The sequence below is a fragment of the Jiangella mangrovi genome (genome assembly GCF_014204975.1).
Lineage (GTDB): Bacteria > Actinomycetota > Actinomycetes > Jiangellales > Jiangellaceae > Jiangella > Jiangella mangrovi.
The window spans coordinates 4,174,689-4,192,700 of record NZ_JACHMM010000001.1; the positions used below are offsets into that span (position 1 = coordinate 4,174,689).

The following is an 18,012-nucleotide window of genomic DNA, read 5'->3' on the forward strand; positions in this document are numbered from 1 at the left end:
CCGTCACAAGACGGCGGCGAGCTTCTCCAGCGTCTGCTCCAGCCCGAGCCGCGACAGCGCCACGGTGTCCGCGGACCCGTACCCGCGCTCGGTGACCGTCAGCTCCGTCCCGTGGCCCGACGGCGTCAGCGTCACCTCGTGCGGGACCCCGGCCTCGGGGATGTCGGCGGGCAGTCCGAGCGACGACGGCGCCAGCGTGCGGCCGCCGTCGTCGCTGAAGCGCAGGACGTACTCGAGCCGGTGCGGCGGGTCGACGACGGTGTAGGTCCAGGTGTTGTGCAGCTCGAAACCGTCGGGCGAGCGCATGGTCACCAGCGACGCGCCGCCGGGGCGGACGTCCATGCGGGCGCGGGGCGAGCTGAAGCCGTCGGGCCCCCACCAGCGCATGACCAGCTCGGACTCCGTCAACGCCGCCCACACCCGCTCGGGCGGGGCGGCGTAGGTGCGGGTCACGGTGAGGTCCATCAGCGCGTCACCCCGATCAGCTCGTCGAGCAGGTCGTGGGAGTCGCGGATGCCGGACTCCATGCCGGTGGGGATCCAGCCGTCGCGGTCCTCGGCGGACTGGAAGAGCGAGACGTTGGTGTAGAGGGTGCCGCCGTCGCCGGCCGGCTCGAACGTGTCGGTGACCAGCTGCAGGTGTCCCGGCCCACCCATCTCGAACTGCAGCGTCGACACGACCAGCGCGCCCGGGACGACATCGTGGTAGACGCCCCAGAAAGCGTACGGCGACGACGGCGTCGACGGCGGCTCGCGGTGTCGGGCGACGAAGCGCCAGAGCCCGCCACGGCGGACGTCCATCTGCTCCACCGTCGTCTCGAAGCGGCGTGAGCCCCACCACCGCGGGATCAGCGCGGGGTCCGTCATGGCCGCGAACACCACGTCGGGTGGAGCGGCGTACTCGCGGGTGACGACGATGTCCTGCCGTCCCGGCTCGAAGAGCACCTCAGTCGTGGGCATGGTCCTGCCTCCCCTGGATCCGGACGATCTCCTGCTCGAGGCGGCCCAGGGAGTCCTCCCAGACCGCGCGGTACTGCTCGATCCAGCCGGTCGCGCGCTCGAGCGGCGCGACCTCGAGCCGGCACGGGCGCCACTGGCCCTGCCGGCTGCGGCTGATCAGCCCGGCGCGCTCGAGCACCTTGAGGTGCTTCGAGATCGCCTGAGCGCTCATGTCGAAGGGCCGGCCCAGCTCGGTGACGGGCGCCGGGCCCTCGGCTAGCCGGGCGAGGATGGCGCGGCGGGTCGGGTCGGCGAGCGCGCCGAACACCAGGCTCAAGCCGTCGTCCACTCGAGTCCTCCCGTTGCACAACCAGATGGTTGATAAACCGATGGGTTGATTCTCTCACCGAGTTCTCATGTCAACCGGGCAGAATGCGGGCTGTGACGAGGCTGCTGGTCATCGCCAACGCCCTTGCCGGCAGCGCGCGCGAAGAGGCGGTCGAGCAGGCGCTCGACGTGCTGCGCTCCGGTTCCGACGACGTCGAGGTCGCCGAGCTCGACCCCGAGACCATCCCCGACGTGCTGAAGACGCACCCCGACCACCGTCCCGTCGTCATGGGCGGCGACGGGTCCGTGCACCTGCTGGTCGCGACGGCGCAGACCCTCGGCCTGCTCGACGGCCCGGCGTTCGAGTTCGGGCTGGTCCCGCTCGGCACCGGCAACGACCTTGCCCGCACGCTCGGCCTGCCGCTCGACCCGGCCCGTGCCGCCTCGGTGGTGCTGAACGGACGGCCGCGCGACCTCGACGTCCTGGTCGACGACGCCGGCGGGGTCGTCGTCAACGCCGTCCACCTCGGGGTCGGCGCCGAGGCCGGCCGGCGCGCCCTGCCGCTGAAGCCGCGGCTGGGCAAGCTCGCCTACCCGGTGGGCAGCGCGGTCGCCGGCGCCTCCGCGGGCTGGAAGCTGCGCGTCACCGTCGACGGCGCCGTGCTGGCCGGCGGCGACCGGCGCTCGCTCATGGTCGCGCTGGGCAACGGCGTGACCATCGGCGGCGGCGCGCCCGTCGCCCCTTCCGCCAGCCCCGACGACGGCCATGTCGACGTCGTCGTCTCCTTCTCGACCGGCTGGCAGGCGCGCCTCGCCTTCGCTGTCGCGCTCGTCCGCGGCCGGCACCCCGAACGCCACGACGTGCTCTCGGCGCGCGGCCATGCGGTGACGGTGTCCGGCGGCCCGGTCCCCCTCAACGCCGACGGCGAGCTCTCCGAACTCGCCGGGACGCGGACGTGGACGGTGCTCCCCCACGCCCTGCGCATCGCCGTCCCCGACTGAGGCGCGTGGTCGAGGATCCCTCCCCGCGGAAGCCGCGGCGAATGGGTGAGCACCAGCTGGTGCCAGAGCACCAGCAGACGCGCACCCATCACCTCCCCGTCACCTTTACAGGTCGGCGGACAGGACCTCGGACATGGTCGCGGTGTCGCCGTCGACCCGGCCGGTCTCCCAGCGGACCCGGGCGGCACCGTCGGTCAGTTCCAGGGTGGCCAGCGCGTTGTCGAACCGCGGGCCGGCGGCGATCCGCCAGTCGATCGCCGGCCTGGGGATGCGCGCGAGCCGGGCCAGGCCGGAGCCGATCACCCGGGCGACCCCGAAGGCGGCGGCGCCCTGGACGTAGCGCATCGTCCGGCTCAGCGGGTTGCGCACGGGCGAGCAGACCAGCTGGTGCACGCGGCTGGTCCGCGACGTCTGGCCCGGGTATCGCACGCGCGCCGCGTAGGAGTGGTGCACGTCGCCGGAGAGGAAGCTGATGGTCTGCGGCCGCCGCCCGTCGGGGCCGGTCGCGACGTCGGTGACCAGCCGGGCCATCGCGTCGAAGGACCGCCCGAAGGCGGCCCAGTGCTCGAGGTCGACGGCCTGGCGCAGCTTCTCCGCCGTCCCCGCGAACCGCCGCCCCCACGCACCGGCCGCCGTCGCCTCGTTCCAGGCCTCGAGGTCGTGCACGCCGCGCGGCAGCAGGTACGGCAGCGACGTGCCGAGGAACAGGTGCTCGACGTGCTCGGTGTCGCGGACCTGCTCGACGATCCAGTCCCACTCGTCGTCGTCGACGATGGTCCGCCGTTCCGGGTCGAGTACGCGACCGCAGCGCGAGTCGATCATCACCAGCCGGGCCGGGCCGATGTCGCGGGTGAAGCTCCACCGGTAGGACGCCGGCTCCTGGTCGGCCTGCCAGGCGAACTCGTCGAGCACCTCGCCGGCGTCGCCGCCGCCGGACCCGGACCCGGCGGCAGCGAGCACCGCCTTCAGCACCGGGTCCGACGCGCGCTCCGACGGCGACAGGTTGCCGACGTGCTGGTAGATCCAGTACGCCGCGATGCCGCCGGTGATCCGCTTGCGCCACCACGGCTCCCCCGACATCTGCGACCGCCACGCCTGCGAGGTATTCCAGTCGTCGCGGATGTCGTGGTCGTCGAAGATCATGGCGGCCGGGACGGTGGACAGCAGCCAGCGCACGGCCGGATCGCTCCACGCCAGCAGGTAGAGGTGCGCGTACTCCTCGAAGTCCGCGACCTCCCACCCGGGCGCCACGGCCGGGTCGCGTCGCTCAGCGATGAACTCGTGCATCGCCTCCGACGTCTCGTCGGCGTACACCTGGTCGCCCAGCAGCATCAGCCCGTCGGGCCGCTCGGACTCGTCCGCCGCGGCCAGCCGCAGCGCCAGGGCGCGCAGCGCGTCGGTGCCGTAGATGCGGTCGTGCCGGTCGTCGTGCGGCACGCTCATGCGGCACGACCCGAACGTCAGCCGCACCCGGCCGTCGCCGCGGGTGCGGATCACCGGCTGCGGGAACGGCCCGTCCGGCTCCGGCCACACCTGCTCGCCGTCGATCTCGACCGTGTACGGGGTCGAGGTGGCGGGCTCCAGTCCTTCGATCGCGACCAGCGCGTAGTGGTGGCCGTGGACGGTGAACGTCTCGGCGGTGGCGTCGAGCACGCGGACGGTGGCCGGGCGGGCCGTCTCGACCCAGACCAGGGCCGACGTGCGGTCGACGTGTCGCAGCAGTGGTCCCAGGACGAGGGTGTCCGGCACCTGACCTCCCAGGGGGTAGTGAGTGGCAACGTAGGGTGGGACCTCGTGCAGTCCGTTTCGTCCGCGTCTGGTCGTACCCTCATCGCCGTCGTCCTCACCCTCGTCCTCGCCGCCTGCGGTTCCCGGACCGCGTCGACGGAGGACGACCAGAAGGGCTGGCCCGCCCAGGACGTGATCGCCGCCGACGCCCGCGCGCTCCCGGGCGTCGACGACGTCACTGTCAAGTATCTGGACCCGGACGGCGAAGAGCACGCCGAACTGCCGGACACGCTCGCCGAGCGAGACGGCTGGACGCTCCGCCTCGACGTCGTGCACGGCGCCGAGTACGGCGCGGGCTGGGCCGTCGAGGCGATCGACGACCTGCGCGAGGGCCTCCTCGACGGCCGGCCGGAGCCGACGGCGCCGCGGCTGGAGGTCTGGCTGCACCCGGTCACGCCGACGGCGTCGGAGATCAGCGTCCGTGCCTACCCGATGGACGACGACGGCGCCCAGCTCCGTGCCGCGTTCGTCCTCGCCGCGACGCCGGGGGTCGTGCAGGCGGTGTTCGACGGCGAGACGGCGGACGTGCGGGTGGCCGACGCGTCGGACCTCGCGAAGGTCGCCGACGTCGCGGCCGTCCAGGACACGGGCGTCGACGTCGTCCGGGTCCTCGACGACGACGACGCGGCGCTCGCCATCGCCGACGTGCCGCCCCGGCCGCCGTACGTCCCGAGCCCGGACCGGCCCGCGAACTGGCCCGCGGACCCGTCGGCGCCGGACTGCGACCCCGCCGACCTGCGGCTCGAGATCACCGGTGGCGACGCCGCGGCGGGCTCGCGGTACCTCTTCCTCGGCGCGACGAACACCGGCGCCGCCCCGTGCGCGTTGCAGGGCCGCCCGGCGCTGACCTTCCGCACGCTCGCCGAGGAGCCGCTGGCGGTCGCCGTCACGCCGTCGACGCTGACACCGGACGTGCCGCGGCTGGTCGTCCCGCCGGGCGCCCGGGCCGCGGCCATGGTCGACTGGAACGCGATGCCCACCGCCGGCAACCCCGACCTCACCTACGAGGTCGTCCTGGCCCCCTGGGACGGCGCGCCGGCCACCGAGCTGCCGCTGACGTCGGGGATCATCGAGGGCCGCGGCCCGCAGACGTACCTCGACATCGTCGACGGCGGCGAGGTCGCGTCCACCGCCTGGCAGCCTGACGGCACACAGTTCTGATCCTGTTCCGGCCGAGGAAACCTCGGCGATACGCAAACCTCACGCGAGGATCGATCGGGCTCAATAGGCTCGTCCGACGTGACCACCGTCGAGCTCCCCCCGACCGATCTGCTCTCCACCGACGACGTCGCCCGCTTCGCCGAGTCCTTCGCCTGTCTGGCCGATCCCACCCGTGTCCGCCTGCTGCACGCCGTCGCGACGGCGCCGGGCGGCCGGACCGTGGGCGAGCTGACCGAGCGGCTCGGCATCAGCCAGTCGACCTGTTCCCACCACGTCCGCAAGCTCTCCGACGTCGGCTTCGTCCACGTCGACAAGCAGGGCCCGTTCAGCCGCATCACCGTCAACGAGGCTTGCATCATCGGGCTGCCGCACATGGCCGACGTCGTCATGGGCGCGCTGGCCACCCGCCCCCGCCACCCCGAGGACGTCCCCGGCGGCGTCACCGTCCGCGAGCTGCGCCTCGACGACTGGCCGGCCGTACGCCGCATCTACCAGGAGGGCCTCGACACCGGCATCGCGACGTTCGACACCACCGTCCCGCCGAGCACCCGGCTGGCCGCCCGCTGGCTGCCCGGGCACCGCTGGGTCGCCGAGGCCGACGGCGCCGTCGTCGGCTGGACGGCGGTCGCCCAGGCGTCGTCGCGCGACTGCTACCGCGGTGTCGGCGAGACGTCGGTGTACGTCGACCGCGCGCACCGCGGCCGCGGCGTCGGCAAGGCACTGCTGTTCACGCAGGTCACGGCCGCCGACCGGGCCGGGCTCTGGACCCTGCAGACGTCGGTGTTCAGCGTGAACCGGGCCGGGCTGTCGCTGCACCACCAGGCCGGCTACCGCACGGTCGGGGTGCGCGAGAAGTTCGCCCAGCGCGACGGCGTCTGGCACGACTGCATCCTCCTGGAGCGCCGCCGCTCCGGCTGAGCGTCGCGACGCCCCTTCGCGCCCGGACCGGCTCTTGACGGCATCGTTCAACGATCCTTCAATAGAGGGACGACCCGGCGAATGGCGCGAAGGGCCACGATGCCAGCGAACGACCTGCGAGTCCTGCCCTGCGGCGATGCCGCGATCCTGGTCGACCTGGACGACCTCGAGCGCGTGCTGGCCCTGCACGCCACCCTCACCCAGGAGCCGCCCGCCGGTGTCGTCGACCTCGTCCCGGCCGCCAGCACGCTGCTCGTCGTCTTCGACCCCGCCAGCACCACCCGGGCCCGGCTCACCGATGACATCGTCCGCCGCCCGCCGCACACCGCGGCCGCCCGCCCGCGCCCGCTGGTCGAGATCGGTGTGCGCTACGACGGCGCCGACCTCGACGACGTCGCGGCGCACACCGGGCTGACCCGGGCGGAGGTGGTCCGGCGGCACACGGCGCCGGAGTACACCGTCGCCTTCAACGGCTTCGCGCCCGGCTTCGCCTACCTCACCGGCATGGACCCGGCGCTGACGGTACCGCGGCGCACCTCGCCGCGCACCCGGGTGCCGGCCGGCTCGGTGGCCGTCGCCGACCGCTACTCCGGCATCTACCCGCGCCAGGCACCGGGCGGCTGGCAGCTCGTCGGCCACACCGACATCGTTCTCTGGGACCTCGACCGCACACCGCCGGCACTGCTGCTGCCGGGCACGCGGGTCCGGTTCCTCGACCTCACGGAAGGCGGACCCGAGTGACCGACGCCCTCGACCTCAACTGCGACCTCGGCGAGGGTTTCGGCGCCTGGACGATGGGCGACGACGATGCCCTCCTCGACCTCGTGAGCAGTGCCAACGTCGCCTGCGGCTTCCACGCCGGCGATCCGACGATCATGCGGACCGTGTGCGAGCGGGCCGGCGCCCGCGGCGTGACGGTGGGGGCGCACGTGGGCTACCAGGACCTCGCCGGGTTCGGCCGCCGGCCCATCGGCATCAGCGCCGCCGAGCTGACCGACCACGTCCTCTACCAGCTGGCCGCGCTCGACGGCATCGCGCGCAGCACCGGAACCCAGGTCCGCTACGTCAAGCCGCACGGCGCGCTCTACAACGCCATCGTCCGCGACGCCGACCAGGCCGGCGCCGTCGTCGACGCCGTCCGCAGCTACGACCCGCGGCTGACGATCCTGGGGCTGCCGGGATCGGAGGTGCTCCGGATCGCCTCGGTCCACGGGGTGCCGACGGCGGCCGAGGCGTTCGGCGACCGCGCCTACCACGCCGACGGCCGGCTCGTGTCGCGGCAGCGCCCGGGCTCGGTCGTCACGGACCCCGACGAGGTGGCCGAGCGCTGCCTGCGCCTCGCCACGACCGGCGAGGTGGTGAGCATCGAGGGCGACCCGGTGAAGGTGCGCGCCCGGTCCCTGTGCATCCACGGCGACACCCCGGGCGCCGTCGAGCTGGTGCGCCGGGTCCGCGAGGTGCTGACCGCCCACGGCGTCGCGATCGCCGCCTTCGCTTGATTCAGTGACGGCGTGACACCGGGTGGCCGCGGGGTCTCCGCGGCCACCCGGGGGCTTGACGGCGATCAGCCCACTCAGCGCGGCGGGTCGCCGATGTCGCGGAACGTCTGCATGATCGCCCGGATGCCGAACTGCGCGACCCAGTGCGAGACGTCGTAGCCCAGCTCGGAGTCCTCCAGCGTCCAGAGATCCGGCCGGCTGACCTGGTAGCGGATCAGGTCGGTGAAGTTGGACCGGTGCTGGACGTTGCCGGTCGCCTCGTAGATGTGCCACAGCGCGTACGCCCGGCTGAAGTTCAGCGCGTGCGAGTGGTTGCGCACCGGGGCGATCACCGGGTCGATCCAGAGGTCCGACGGGACCCGCTCCTCCACCCAGGCCTTCAGGGTGGCGGCCGGAACGTCCCAGGTCTGCGCCACCGCGGCGATCCGCATGAGGCACGGCGGGAAGAACTCACGGTGGTCCTGGGTGGTGTCCGCCGAGACCGGGCAGCGGGTGTCCAGCACGGGGTTGAGCAGGATCCGCTCGGTCTGCTGGTGCACGAACGCCGCCAGCTCCTCGTCGCCGGTGTACTCCGCCCACAGCTTCAGGTGGATCAGCGCCCAGGACACGTTCGGGTAGTTGGGCACGAGCACCCGGTCGATCATCTGCTGCGGGGTCAGCCCGGTCACCAGCGTCCGGATGCGGGCGACGGCCTCGTCGGCCAGCGGGCGCATGTCGTAGTTCCCCGTGGTCTCCTCGCGCTCCTTCTGGAAGGCCAGGTACCAGGAGAAGCCGTACGGGTTCTCGCTGTTGGTGATCCGCCCGCGCATGTACGCCAGCTCGGCCGTGATCGACTCCGGGGTGATCTTCGACTGGACGACGTCCAGGTAGCGCTGGTCGTCGGTGAGGCCGTAGAGCGCCTGCAGCGAGTAGGCGCCGTGGACCGCCGAGTGCCAGTCGTAACAGCCGTCGAAGATCTGGCTGTTGGTGTCGTAGGCGTCGTTCTGGACGAAGCAGTGCTCGACCGGCTCGATCAGCTGCTCGATCATCTCGACCCGGTCGGCCTGGAAGCCCGCCCAGGAGTTGCGCTCCTGGGTGGCCTCGGCGGCGGCCTTCACGAGCGCGACGCCCTGGTCGGCGATGTCGTGTCGACGCTGCTGGGTGGCGGGGTCGATGAGCAGGGACCGGTCGCTCGGGTACGTCTGCGCCGGCGTGTGCAGGTGCCCGCCCGGCACGTCGGTGGCCCTGAGCCCCAGGCGGACGCGGTTGGACCGGTACATGCTCTCGTTGGACAGGTAGTTCCCGCCGCCGCCGGAGCGCGCCGCCGACCCCTCCGTCGGGCCGTTGTTGTGGCAGGTCTGGGCGGTCTGCCCGGCCAGCACCTCGCAGATGCGCGGGTTGAGCTGGACGGCGAACGGCGTCGTCCCGGCCGCCACCATCGCCTCGTGCGGAAGCGTGGTCTCGATGAACTCCGCCGGCTCCGGCATCGGCCAGGTGGCGACCTCAGGGACCACCTCCGGCTCACCCTCGTTGTTGTTGTCGTCCGAGCCGCCGCGCCAGCGCCCGGCCCACTGCTCGATGTTGAAGCTGCCGCCCTGGCTGATCGTCATGATCATGTCGGCGCGCTGCGGGCTGTCCGAGCGCAGGTGCGGGCCGAACGCGTCCTCGACGATGCCCGCGTCGAAGCCGCTCCACGTCACCGGCAGGGTCACCGCCTCGATCGCGATGAGTCCCTCGTCGGTCTCGTAGCGCAGCCCGTCGAGCTGCAGCGCCGTCACGCCGGACGGGTTGGACCGCCGCGGCTCGGTCTGCAGCGTGTACGGGTCGAAACCGCTCACCAGCACCCGGGTGACGTCGGCACCCTCGGGGAAGTCGGTGCTGTCGATGCCGCGGGCGTTGTAGACGAACGCCTTGATCAGCTCGGCCCGCTCCTCGTCGGAGATCGGGAAGCCGGGGTCCCACTGGCGCAGCGCCCGGGTCGCCGAGAGGTGCGCCCAGTAGAGCGGGCGGTCGTCGTAGCTGTCGATCCAGCCGAGGCTGGGGCGGCTCGGGCCCTGGGCCCGCTGGATGGCGCTGCGCCACAGCGTCGCGCCGTGCTGCTCGGCCAGCATGGTGGCCGAGCGCAGGTTGGGCGCGGCGCACAGCTGGGTCGCGAACCGATCGACGTTGCGCTGGAAGCCGCCGGCCGCGAGCAACTGCTCCGAGGCCGGCGCGGCGCCGGGCACCGTCGGAACGGTCAGCCGCGACTCCTCCACCGTCGCCGGCAGGTCCGTGTCGTAACAGTCAGCCGAGCGTGGTGCCGCCGTCGCGCCGGGCGCGGCGAGGAGCGCCAGAGCTAGGGCCGAGATCCCGATGACCGAAGCCGCGCTCCGGTATCGCCGTGTCTTGTTCACGGGCATCCCTTCTCGAGTGGCAGCGGCGGCGCGCACTCCGGCGCCGCCGCGGGACGGCTGCCGGCCGCCGCTGGCCGTCCGGCCTTGATCCGAGTCCGGCGAGCCGGAAGAGGGGGTGCCGAGCTGATCCGCCACAGCTCCTCCTCAGAGGCGCGCGAACGACCCGATGGCCGGAACTGTAGGGGTTGTTGAACAATCCTTCAATACCTTCGCCCGCATGTGGGCCAAAAGTGCAGTCTCACATCACAGTGGGCGGGCCGGCGGCGGCGCACATGCGACGAGGCCCGCCGCGACCACCTGGTCGCCGCGGGCCTCGCCCGGGCCTCGCTCGCGTCGGAGCCGCGTTCAGCGGCCGGCCTGCACCGCCTCCAGCTGCGCGAACGCCTCGATGAGCTGCCGCTCGGCGTCGTTGAGATACTCGTCCAGCGCCCGCTCGGCCAGCTCGATCTGCCCGGCGCGGAGCAGGTCGGCGATCTGGCCGTGCCGCTTCTGGTACGGCGCGTGGAACGTCTTCGGCGCGTCCATGATGTGGAAGGCCAGCCGCAGCTCGGCAAGCAGCTGGCGCATGATGTCGTCGATGCGCGGGCTGCCGGCCAGACCGGCGATGGCCTGGTGGACGTGCATGTTCGCGGTGCCGACGTCGCGCCAGCGCTCCTCGGCCGCGGCGGCCGCACCTTCGGCCAGCGCCGCCTCGAGTCTGGCCATAGCGCCTGGTGGGGCGTGCGGCGCGTTGCGCAGTGCCGCGGACTCGAGCAGCCGGCGCACCCGGTAGAGGTCGGCGACGTCGGTCGCGTCGAGCACCCGGACGAACACCCCCCGGCCCAGCTCGTGCGTGGCCAGCCGCTCGTGCAGGAGCAGCCGGAACGCCTCTCGCAGGGTGTTGCGCGACACCCCGAGCGCCGTGCCGATGGCGTCCTCGGACAGCCGCGTCCCCGGTGGCAGCAGCCCTTCGGTGATCCGGGCGCGCAGGATCTCCGCCACCCGCTGGGCAGTACTGGACCGGCCGAGAGCCGCCCGGTCGACCGCGAGCTCGCCCATCCAGTCCGCTGGCGCGGTCAGCGCCGCCGATGCATCCATGGTCCCCATTTCACCAAGGTTACGCATTCTCACAAGCGGATCCAGCTATTGAAGGATCGTTGAACAATCCCTAGAGTAACGGGCACTTTCGGGTCTCGACGAGATCCGCGCTCGACGCACCTCTCCCCTAGAACGGCTGGAGGCACAGACGATGCGCAAGTTCACGGTCCTCGTCGCGGCGGTGACGGCGGCGGCCATCCTGTCGAGCTGCGGCGAGGACTCCTCGTCCGGCGGCGCGGGCGGCTCCGCCGAGGGCGGCGCCGCGGAAGACGTCCGGATCGCCGGGCTGTGGCCGCTCAGCGGCGCCAACGCCACCCAGGGCACCGACGTCCTGCACGGCGCCGAGCTGGCGGTCGAGATCATCAACGGCGAGTATCCCGACCTGGAACTCCCCCTGGCGGCAGAGGCGGGCCTGCCGGGCCTCGACGGCGCCCAGCTCGAACTGATCACCGGCGACACCCAGGGCGACCCCGAAGTGGGCGCCAGCGAGGTCGACCGTCTGGTCACCAGCGAGGGCGTGGTCAGCATCCTCGGCTCGTACCAGTCCGGCGTCACGCTCACCGCGAGCCAGCGGGCCGAGCGCCTGGGCATCCCGTTCGTCAACGGCGCGTCGTCGTCGGTGGCGCTCACCGACCGCGGCTTCGAGTGGTTCTTCCGCACCGGCCCGAACGACGAGACGTTCGCCCGCACGATGTTCGAGTACCTGCAGTCGATGCGCGACGCCGGCCAGGAGGTCGAGACGATCAGCGTCTTCCACAGCAACGACCAGTTCGGCAACGACGGCGCCGCCGTCACCGCCGAGGTGGCCGAGGAGCTGGGCTTCGAGGTCGTCGGCGACGTCCCGTTCGACCCCGCCGCGGCGGACCTCACCTCGCAGGTCACGCAGGTCCGCTCGCAGGACCCGGACGTGATGTTCGTGCTGGCCTACACCGACGGCGCGATCAAGCTCATGCAGACGCTGGACCAGCTCGACTACTACCCGGCGGCGCTGCTCGCCTACGGCAGCGGCTTCGCCGACCCGGCGTTCGTCACCGGCCTGGGCGACCTCGCCAACGGGGCGTCGTCGCGGGCGGCGTGGTCGGCCGAGATCGCCCAGCAGCGGCCGGCGGCGGCCACCGTCGCGGAGATGTTCGAGGCGGAGTACGACGCGCCGATGACGGAGAACTCGGCCCGCTCGTTCACCGCGGTGCTGGCGCTGGCGCAGGCCATCGACGCCGCCGGGTCGACGGAGCCGGGGGCCATCCGCGACGCCCTGCGCGAACTCGACGTCCCGGCCGAGGAGACGATCATGCCGTGGACCGGGATCAGCTTCGACGACACCGGCCAGAACACCGGCGCGCGCGGGGTCGTCGAGCAGCTGGTCGACGGCGAGTACCGGGTCATCTTCCCGGAGGAGTTCGCGACCGTGGAGCCGACCTGGCCGATGAACGGGCAGTGACGTGACGGACCTGATCCAGGCCGTCGTCAACGGGCTGCTCATCGGTGCGGTGTTCGCCCTGGTCGCGGTCGGCCTGACGCTGATCTACGGCGTCATGGACGTCATCAACTTCGCCCACGGCGAGATGCTGATGCTCGGCATGTACACGTCGTTCTTCGCGTGGTCGCTGCTCGGGCTGGACCCGTTGCTGTCGATCCCGATCACCGGCGTGGCGATCGCCCTGACCGGCGCGTTCATGTACTTCACCGCCGTCGGGCGGGTGCTCGGGAAGTCGCCGCTCGCGCAGGTCATGGTGACGTTCGGGCTGCAGGTGTTCCTGCGCGGCCTGGCCCAGTTCCTGTGGAAGCCCGACACCCGGACGGTCACCGACCCGCTGCTGGGCTCGGTGCGCTGGGAGATCGGCGGGGTGGTGATCGGCGGGCCGCAGCTGGCGATGGCCATCGGCGCGCTGATCACCACCGGGGCGATCGCCTGGTTCATGAGCCGCACCCGGCTCGGCGGCGCGATCCGGGCGGCCGGCGAGGACGCCCCGGCGGCCTCGCTCATGGGGATCGACCCGCGCAAGATGTACGCGCTGTGCTGGGTGATCGCCGGGCTGGTCACCGGGGTGGCCGGCGCGCTGCTGATGAACCGGTACTCCGCCTCGCCCACGGCCGGCGTCATGTTCGTGCTGATGGCGTTCGTCGTCGTGGCGTTCGGCGGCTTCGGCAGCATCTACGGCGCCGCCATCGCCGGCCTGCTGGTGGGCGTCGCCCAGGGCGTCGTCGGCCTCTACGCCCCGAGCTACACGCTGGCCGCCGCGCTCGCGCTGTACCTGCTCGTCGTCACCGTCCGGCCACAGGGACTGTTGGGGACCAGATGACCGCACAGACGACTCTCCCGCCGTCCCTCGCGACGGCCGCACCGCGGCGGCGCCCGCCGGCCGGATGGTGGTCCGCAGCGGCCATCCTCGCCGCGCTGGTGCTGTACCCGCTGGTGTTCACCAGCCCGGCCGCGCAGAACATCGGCGTGCTCGCCCTGACGTACGCGATCGCGGCGTCGGGGTGGAACGTGCTCGGCGGCTACGCCGGGCAGGTGTCGTTCGGCCACGCGCTGTTCTTCGGCACCGGCGCCTACACGACGGCGGTGCTGGTCCGGGCCGGGTGGTCGCCCTGGGTGGCGATCGCGGTCTCGATCCCGCTGGCCGGCCTGATGGCGGCGTTGGTCGGTCTGCCGTGCTTCCGGCTGCGCCACCACTACTTCTCCATCGCCACCATCGCGTTCGCCGAGATCGCGTTCGTGCTCGTCACCAACCTCGACGGCCTCGGCCGGGCCAACGGGCTGGAGCTGCCGATCACCGAGCAGTCGCTGGCCAACCTGCAGTTCTCGCTGCAGGACAAGCGGCCGTACTACTACGTGGTGCTCGGGCTCTATCTCCTGGCGGCGCTGGCGATCTGGCTGTTCCTGCGCGGCCGGGCGGGCAGCTACGTCCGGGCGATCCGCGACGACCAGGTGGCGGCCGCGGCCGTCGGCGTGCCGGTGCAGAGCTTCAAGCTGGCCGCGGCGGCGCTGTCCGGCGCCGTCACGGGGCTGGCCGGCTCGTTCTACGTCCTGTACGTGCTGTTCGTCGATCCACCGTCGGGTCTGGGCCTGGATCTGTCGGTGTCGTTCGCGCTGATGGCGGTGCTCGGCGGCATCGGCCGGTTCTGGGGGCCGCTGATCGGCGCCTGGGTCCTGGTGATGGTGCAGGACTACACCCGGGCGGAGTTCTCCGGCACCGGGCGCACCGTCGACCTGCTCATCTACGGCGCGCTGATCGTCATCATCTCCGTCACCGAGCCGGGCGGCCTGCTCGCGATCGTCCAGCGGGTGCGCGACGCGGTGGGCCGCCGGCTCGCCCGCCGCCGGACCGGCGACACCGGGGAGGCCACGGCATGAGCATTCTCGAGATCCACGAGCTGTCCTGCCGGTTCGGCGGGCTGTGGGCCAACCGCGACATCTCGTTCGAGGTGCCCGACCACAGCATCGTCGGCCTGATCGGCCCCAACGGCGCCGGTAAGAGCACGCTGTTCTCCATGATCGCCGGGGCGCAGCAGCCGACGTCGGGGAAGCTGGTCTTCGCCGGCCGCGACGTCACCGGCTGGAGCCCGCACCAGGCCGCGCGGGCCGGGGTCGGGCGCACGTTCCAGCTGATGCGGGTGTTCTCGTCGATGACCGTCGCCGAGAACGTCGCGACCGCGGCGCTGGTGCGGCACCGGTCGACGCGCGAGGCCCGCCGGGCGGCGGACGAGGTGCTGGAGCGGCTCGGCCTCGGCCCGGTCGCCCACACCCAGGCGTCGTCGCTGACCGCGGCCGGGAAGAAACGGCTCGAGATGGCCCGCGCGCTGGCGATCCGGCCCAAGCTGCTGCTGCTCGACGAGGTGCTCTCGGGCCTCACGCCGACCGAGGCCAACGAAGCTGTGGAGATCGTCCGTTCACTCCGCCGTGACGACGTTACGGTAGTCATGGTGGAACACGTCATGGAGATCATCATGCCCCTGTGCGATCGCGTGGTCGTCCTGCATCACGGCCAGAAGCTGTTCGAGGGTGCCCCGCACGACGTGGTCCGCGATGCCGCGGTGGTCGACGCCTACCTGGGCGAGGCGGTCTGATGCTGAGCGTCAGCGGGCTCGACCTCGACTACGGCGGCGCGGTCGCCCTGCGCGGCGTCGACCTCACGGTCGGCGAGGGCGAGATGGTCGCCCTGGTGGGTGCCAACGGCGCCGGCAAGACGTCGCTGCTCGCGGCGGTCAGCGGCCTGCACCGACCGGTGCGCGGGCGCATAGACTTCCTGGGCACCGACCTCGCCGCCATGCCCCCGCACCAGGTGTCCCGGCGCGGCATCTCGCTGGTCCCCGAGGGCCGGCGGCTCTTCGCCCACCAGACGGTGCTGCAGAACCTCATGCTCGGCGCGTACCTCGAGCGCGACGCCGCCGCCAGGGCCGGCGCGCTCGACCGCGTCTACGAGCTCTTCCCCGTGCTGGCCGAGCGCTCGGGCCAGCGGGCCGGCACGCTCTCCGGCGGCGAGCAGCAGATGGTCGCGCTGGGCCGGGCGCTGATGATGCGGCCGCGGCTGCTCATGCTCGACGAGCCCTCGCTCGGCATCTCGCCCAAGTACACCCAACTGATCTTCGGCGTGCTGGGCGAGATCCGCCGTCAGGGCACGACGATCCTGCTGGTCGAGCAGAACCTGCGGGCGGCGCTGAACCTGGCCGACCGCGCCTACGTGCTGCAGACCGGCTCGATCGTGATGTCCGGCCCGGCCGCCGAGCTAGCGGGGTCGGCCGAGGTCAAGAAGTCGTACCTGGGTCTCTAGAGCCGCTGCGTTGATCCTGCCATCCGAACCGCGTCCGGTCGTCGAGGTCCTCCAGCCGGGCATCCTCGCCCTCGTCGAGGACCTCGGCCGGCCGGGGCTGGCGGCCATGGGCGTCGGGTCATCGGGGGCGGCCGACGGCGACAGCTTGCGGCTGGCGAACCGGCTGGTCGGCAACGTCGAGGGCGCGGCGGCCGTCGAGTTCGTGCTGGGCGGGCTGGTGCTGCTGTTCCGGCGGGCGGCGACGGTGGCGCTGACGGGGGCGCCGGCGGACGTGGGCGTCGGCAGCCGCGGCGCGGCCTTCAACGCGCCGTTCTCGGTCCGGGCCGGCGAGGTGCTGCGGGTCGGCCGGCCGGCGCGCGGGCTGCGGTCGTACCTGGCGGTGCGCGGCGGGATCGACGTGCCGCCGGTGCTGGGCTCGCGGTCGTGGGACTCGCTGGCCCGCATCGGCCCGCCGCCGCTGCGTGCGGGGGACCTGCTGCCCGTCGGCGCCGACCACGACGGCGAGCCGTGCGTCGACGTCGCCCCCGTCGCGGCACCCGGCGACGGGGCGACGCTGCGGGTGGTGCCGGGGCCGCGATCGGACCGGTTCGCCCCGGACGCGCTGGACACGTTGTTCGGGACGGCGTACGAGGTGACGGCCGAGAGCGACCGGGTCGGGCTCCGGCTGGCCGGGGCGCCGCTGGAGCCGGCCGCGCCGGGGCTGGGCGAGCTGCCACCCGAGGGCATGGTCACCGGGGCGCTGCAGGTCCCGCCGAGCGGGCGCCCGGTGCTGTTCCTGGCCGACCACCCGGTGACCGGCGGCTACCCCGTCGTCGGCGTGGTGGTGACGGCGGACCTGCCGCTCGCCGCCCAGCTGCGGCCCGGCGACGAGGTGCGGTTCAGGCCGACTTCTCGCCCCGCTGCCGGCGCCCGGCCTGGCGACCCCGCGGCAGCAGCGTCGGCAGGACGTTCTCGTTGACCACGTCACGCGTGATGACCACCCGGGCGACATCGTCGCGCGAGGGCACCTCGTACATCACGTGCAGCAGCACCTCTTCGAGAATGGCCCGCAACCCGCGCGCGCCCGTGCCGCGCAGCAGCGCCAGGTCCGCGACCGCCTCGATCGCGTCGTCGGTGAACTCCAACTCCACATGGTCCAGCTCGAACAACCGCATGTACTGCTTCACCAGCGCGTTGCGCGGCTCGGACAGGATCCGGATCAGCGCCGCCCGGTCCAGCGGCGACACCGTCGTGATGACCGCCAACCGGCCGATGAACTCCGGGATCAGCCCGAACTTCAGCAGATCCTCCGGCATGACGTCGCGGAACGGGTCCGCGGCCGCGGCCGTGTCCACCGCGACGGGTGCGTCGGCGGCGAAGCCGAGGCCGCGGCGGCCGGTGCGCGAGCGGATGACGTCCTCGAGCCCGGCGAACGCCCCGGCGACGATGAACAGGACGTTCGACGTGTCGATCTGGATGAACTCCTGGCCGGGGTGCTTGCGCCCGCCCTGCGGCGGGACGCTGGCGACGGTGCCCTCGAGGATCTTCAGCAGCGCCTGCTGCACACCCTCGCCGGACACGTCCCGCGTGATCGACGGGTTCTCGCTCTTACGGGCGATCTTGTCGACCTCGTCGATGTAGATGATGCCGGTCTCGGCCTTCTTCACGTCGTAGTCCGCGGCCTGGATCAGCTTCAGCAGGATGTTCTCGACATCCTCACCCACATACCCGGCCTCGGTCAGCGCGGTGGCGTCGGCGATGGCGAACGGCACGTTCAGCATCTTCGCCAGCGTCTGCGCCAGGTAGGTCTTGCCGCACCCCGTCGGGCCGATGAGCAAGATGTTCGACTTCGACACGGCGACGTCGGACGCGGGAGCGCGGACCCGCTTGTAGTGGTTGTAGACCGCGACCGCGAGCGACTTCTTCGCGGCATCCTGGCCGACCACGTAGCGGTCGAGGAACTCGTGGATCTCGCGGGGCTTCGGCGGGTCGACCAGGCCGGCGACGGCGTCGTCCTCGAACTCCTCGGCCATCAGCTCGTTGCAGAGCCCGACGCACTCGTCGCAGATGCAGATCCGCCCAGGCCCGGCGATCAGCCTCGTCACCTGCTTCTGGGTCTTGCCGCAGAAGGCGCACGTCATCAACATTCAGCCCACATTTCAGATGTTCTGACCATCTG

The 18,012-nt window shown here is 72.4% G+C and carries 18 protein-coding genes; 11 read left to right on the top strand and 7 right to left on the bottom strand.

Annotated features, from left to right (window positions below; genetic code table 11):
- Positions 1-3: 3 nt before the first annotated feature.
- From HD601_RS19400 to HD601_RS19410, 3 genes are read right to left on the bottom strand one after another with little or no spacing between them, the layout of a single operon-like run.
- Positions 4-465, bottom strand: a complete 462-nt coding sequence (locus tag HD601_RS19400; RefSeq protein ID WP_184824609.1) for an SRPBCC family protein — start codon at positions 463-465, stop codon at positions 4-6.
- Positions 465-959, bottom strand: a complete 495-nt coding sequence (locus tag HD601_RS19405) for an SRPBCC domain-containing protein (RefSeq protein WP_184824611.1) — start codon at positions 957-959, stop codon at positions 465-467. The genes HD601_RS19400 and HD601_RS19405 overlap by 1 nt, the downstream gene beginning before the upstream one ends.
- Positions 946-1,287: a metalloregulator ArsR/SmtB family transcription factor gene (locus HD601_RS19410; protein ID WP_184824613.1), complete on the bottom strand. Its 342-nt coding sequence runs from the start codon at positions 1,285-1,287 to the stop codon at positions 946-948. The genes HD601_RS19405 and HD601_RS19410 overlap by 14 nt, the downstream gene beginning before the upstream one ends.
- An 83-nt stretch (positions 1,288-1,370) precedes the next feature.
- Here HD601_RS19410 and HD601_RS19415 point away from each other — a divergent pair, with 83 nt between their 5' ends.
- Positions 1,371-2,267 carry a diacylglycerol kinase family protein gene (locus HD601_RS19415; protein ID WP_184824615.1) on the top strand — a complete coding sequence of 299 codons (897 nt, stop codon included), beginning with the start codon at positions 1,371-1,373 and terminating at the stop codon, positions 2,265-2,267.
- A gap of 105 nt (positions 2,268-2,372) precedes the next feature.
- Here HD601_RS19415 and HD601_RS19420 read toward each other — a convergent pair whose 3' ends face one another.
- A complete protein-coding gene (locus HD601_RS19420) occupies positions 2,373-4,016 on the bottom strand; it encodes a DUF7800 domain-containing protein (RefSeq protein ID WP_184824617.1) in 1,644 nt (547 codons plus the stop codon).
- A gap of 45 nt (positions 4,017-4,061) precedes the next feature.
- Here HD601_RS19420 and HD601_RS35875 point away from each other — a divergent pair, with 45 nt between their 5' ends.
- The 4 genes from HD601_RS35875 (at position 4,062) to HD601_RS19440 (ending at position 7,633) form a co-directional block, all read left to right on the top strand.
- A complete protein-coding gene (locus HD601_RS35875; RefSeq protein WP_184824619.1) occupies positions 4,062-5,216 on the top strand; it encodes a DUF4232 domain-containing protein in 1,155 nt (384 codons plus the stop codon).
- 78 nt (positions 5,217-5,294) lie between these two features.
- Positions 5,295-6,134, top strand: coding sequence for a metalloregulator ArsR/SmtB family transcription factor (locus HD601_RS19430; protein ID WP_184824621.1), 840 nt, complete (start codon positions 5,295-5,297; stop codon positions 6,132-6,134).
- A 99-nt stretch (positions 6,135-6,233) separates the two neighbouring features.
- A complete protein-coding gene (locus HD601_RS19435; protein WP_221441121.1) occupies positions 6,234-6,875 on the top strand; it encodes a 5-oxoprolinase subunit B family protein in 642 nt (213 codons plus the stop codon).
- Positions 6,872-7,633 (top strand): 5-oxoprolinase subunit PxpA, encoded by a 762-nt coding sequence (locus tag HD601_RS19440; protein ID WP_184824623.1) that lies wholly within the window; start codon positions 6,872-6,874, stop codon positions 7,631-7,633. The genes HD601_RS19435 and HD601_RS19440 overlap by 4 nt, the downstream gene beginning before the upstream one ends.
- 74 nt (positions 7,634-7,707) lie before the next feature.
- Here the strand turns inward: HD601_RS19440 and HD601_RS35880 are convergent, their stop codons facing one another.
- Both HD601_RS35880 and HD601_RS19450 read right to left on the bottom strand, forming a co-directional pair.
- On the bottom strand, positions 7,708-10,005 hold the full coding sequence (locus HD601_RS35880) for a DUF2891 family protein (protein ID WP_184824625.1): 2,298 nt from the start codon (positions 10,003-10,005) through the stop codon (positions 7,708-7,710).
- 345 nt (positions 10,006-10,350) lie between these two features.
- Positions 10,351-11,082: a GntR family transcriptional regulator gene (locus HD601_RS19450; RefSeq protein ID WP_184824627.1), complete on the bottom strand. Its 732-nt coding sequence runs from the start codon at positions 11,080-11,082 to the stop codon at positions 10,351-10,353.
- A gap of 151 nt (positions 11,083-11,233) precedes the next feature.
- Here HD601_RS19450 and HD601_RS19455 point away from each other — a divergent pair, with 151 nt between their 5' ends.
- The 6 genes from HD601_RS19455 to HD601_RS19480 are packed head-to-tail and all read left to right on the top strand — an operon-like array spanning position 11,234 to position 16,812.
- A complete protein-coding gene (locus HD601_RS19455; protein ID WP_184824629.1) occupies positions 11,234-12,520 on the top strand; it encodes an ABC transporter substrate-binding protein in 1,287 nt (428 codons plus the stop codon).
- A 1-nt stretch (position 12,521) separates the two neighbouring features.
- On the top strand, positions 12,522-13,382 hold the full coding sequence (locus HD601_RS19460; protein ID WP_184824631.1) for an ABC transporter permease subunit: 861 nt from the start codon (positions 12,522-12,524) through the stop codon (positions 13,380-13,382).
- Complete coding sequence (locus HD601_RS19465) at positions 13,379-14,437, top strand: branched-chain amino acid ABC transporter permease (protein WP_184824633.1); 1,059 nt, start codon at positions 13,379-13,381, stop codon at positions 14,435-14,437. The genes HD601_RS19460 and HD601_RS19465 overlap by 4 nt, the downstream gene beginning before the upstream one ends.
- Positions 14,434-15,150, top strand: coding sequence for an ABC transporter ATP-binding protein (locus HD601_RS19470; RefSeq protein ID WP_184824635.1), 717 nt, complete (start codon positions 14,434-14,436; stop codon positions 15,148-15,150). Before HD601_RS19465 ends, HD601_RS19470 begins: the two co-directional genes overlap by 4 nt.
- Positions 15,150-15,854: an ABC transporter ATP-binding protein gene (locus tag HD601_RS19475; RefSeq protein WP_184824637.1), complete on the top strand. Its 705-nt coding sequence runs from the start codon at positions 15,150-15,152 to the stop codon at positions 15,852-15,854. The genes HD601_RS19470 and HD601_RS19475 overlap by 1 nt, the downstream gene beginning before the upstream one ends.
- A gap of 10 nt (positions 15,855-15,864) precedes the next feature.
- Positions 15,865-16,812, top strand: coding sequence for a 5-oxoprolinase subunit C family protein (locus tag HD601_RS19480; protein WP_221441122.1), 948 nt, complete (start codon positions 15,865-15,867; stop codon positions 16,810-16,812).
- On the opposite strand, the gene clpX is transcribed toward HD601_RS19480, so the two are convergent.
- Positions 16,733-17,980 (bottom strand): ATP-dependent Clp protease ATP-binding subunit ClpX, encoded by a 1,248-nt coding sequence (gene clpX, locus HD601_RS19485; RefSeq protein ID WP_184824639.1) that lies wholly within the window; start codon positions 17,978-17,980, stop codon positions 16,733-16,735. The two genes, HD601_RS19480 and clpX, sit on opposite strands and share 80 nt — an antisense overlap.
- Between the last annotated feature and the right edge of the window lie 32 nt (positions 17,981-18,012).

Bases quoted from the DNA above. Each gene is read 5' to 3' on its own strand.
- HD601_RS19400 (WP_184824609.1), bottom strand. From the start codon at position 465: ATGGACCTCACCGTGACCCGCACCTACGCCGCCCCGCCCGAGCGGGTG.
- HD601_RS19405 (WP_184824611.1), bottom strand. From the start codon at position 959: ATGCCCACGACTGAGGTGCTCTTCGAGCCGGGACGGCAGGACATCGTC.
- HD601_RS19415 (WP_184824615.1), top strand. From the start codon at position 1,371: ATGCGGGCTGTGACGAGGCTGCTGGTCATCGCCAACGCCCTTGCCGGC.
- HD601_RS19435 (WP_221441121.1), top strand. From the start codon at position 6,234: ATGCCAGCGAACGACCTGCGAGTCCTGCCCTGCGGCGATGCCGCGATC.
- HD601_RS19450 (WP_184824627.1), bottom strand. From the start codon at position 11,082: ATGGATGCATCGGCGGCGCTGACCGCGCCAGCGGACTGGATGGGCGAG.
- HD601_RS19455 (WP_184824629.1), top strand. From the start codon at position 11,234: ATGCGCAAGTTCACGGTCCTCGTCGCGGCGGTGACGGCGGCGGCCATC.
- HD601_RS19465 (WP_184824633.1), top strand. From the start codon at position 13,379: ATGACCGCACAGACGACTCTCCCGCCGTCCCTCGCGACGGCCGCACCG.
- HD601_RS19470 (WP_184824635.1), top strand. From the start codon at position 14,434: ATGAGCATTCTCGAGATCCACGAGCTGTCCTGCCGGTTCGGCGGGCTG.
- HD601_RS19475 (WP_184824637.1), top strand. From the start codon at position 15,150: ATGCTGAGCGTCAGCGGGCTCGACCTCGACTACGGCGGCGCGGTCGCC.
- clpX (WP_184824639.1), bottom strand. From the start codon at position 17,980: ATGTTGATGACGTGCGCCTTCTGCGGCAAGACCCAGAAGCAGGTGACG.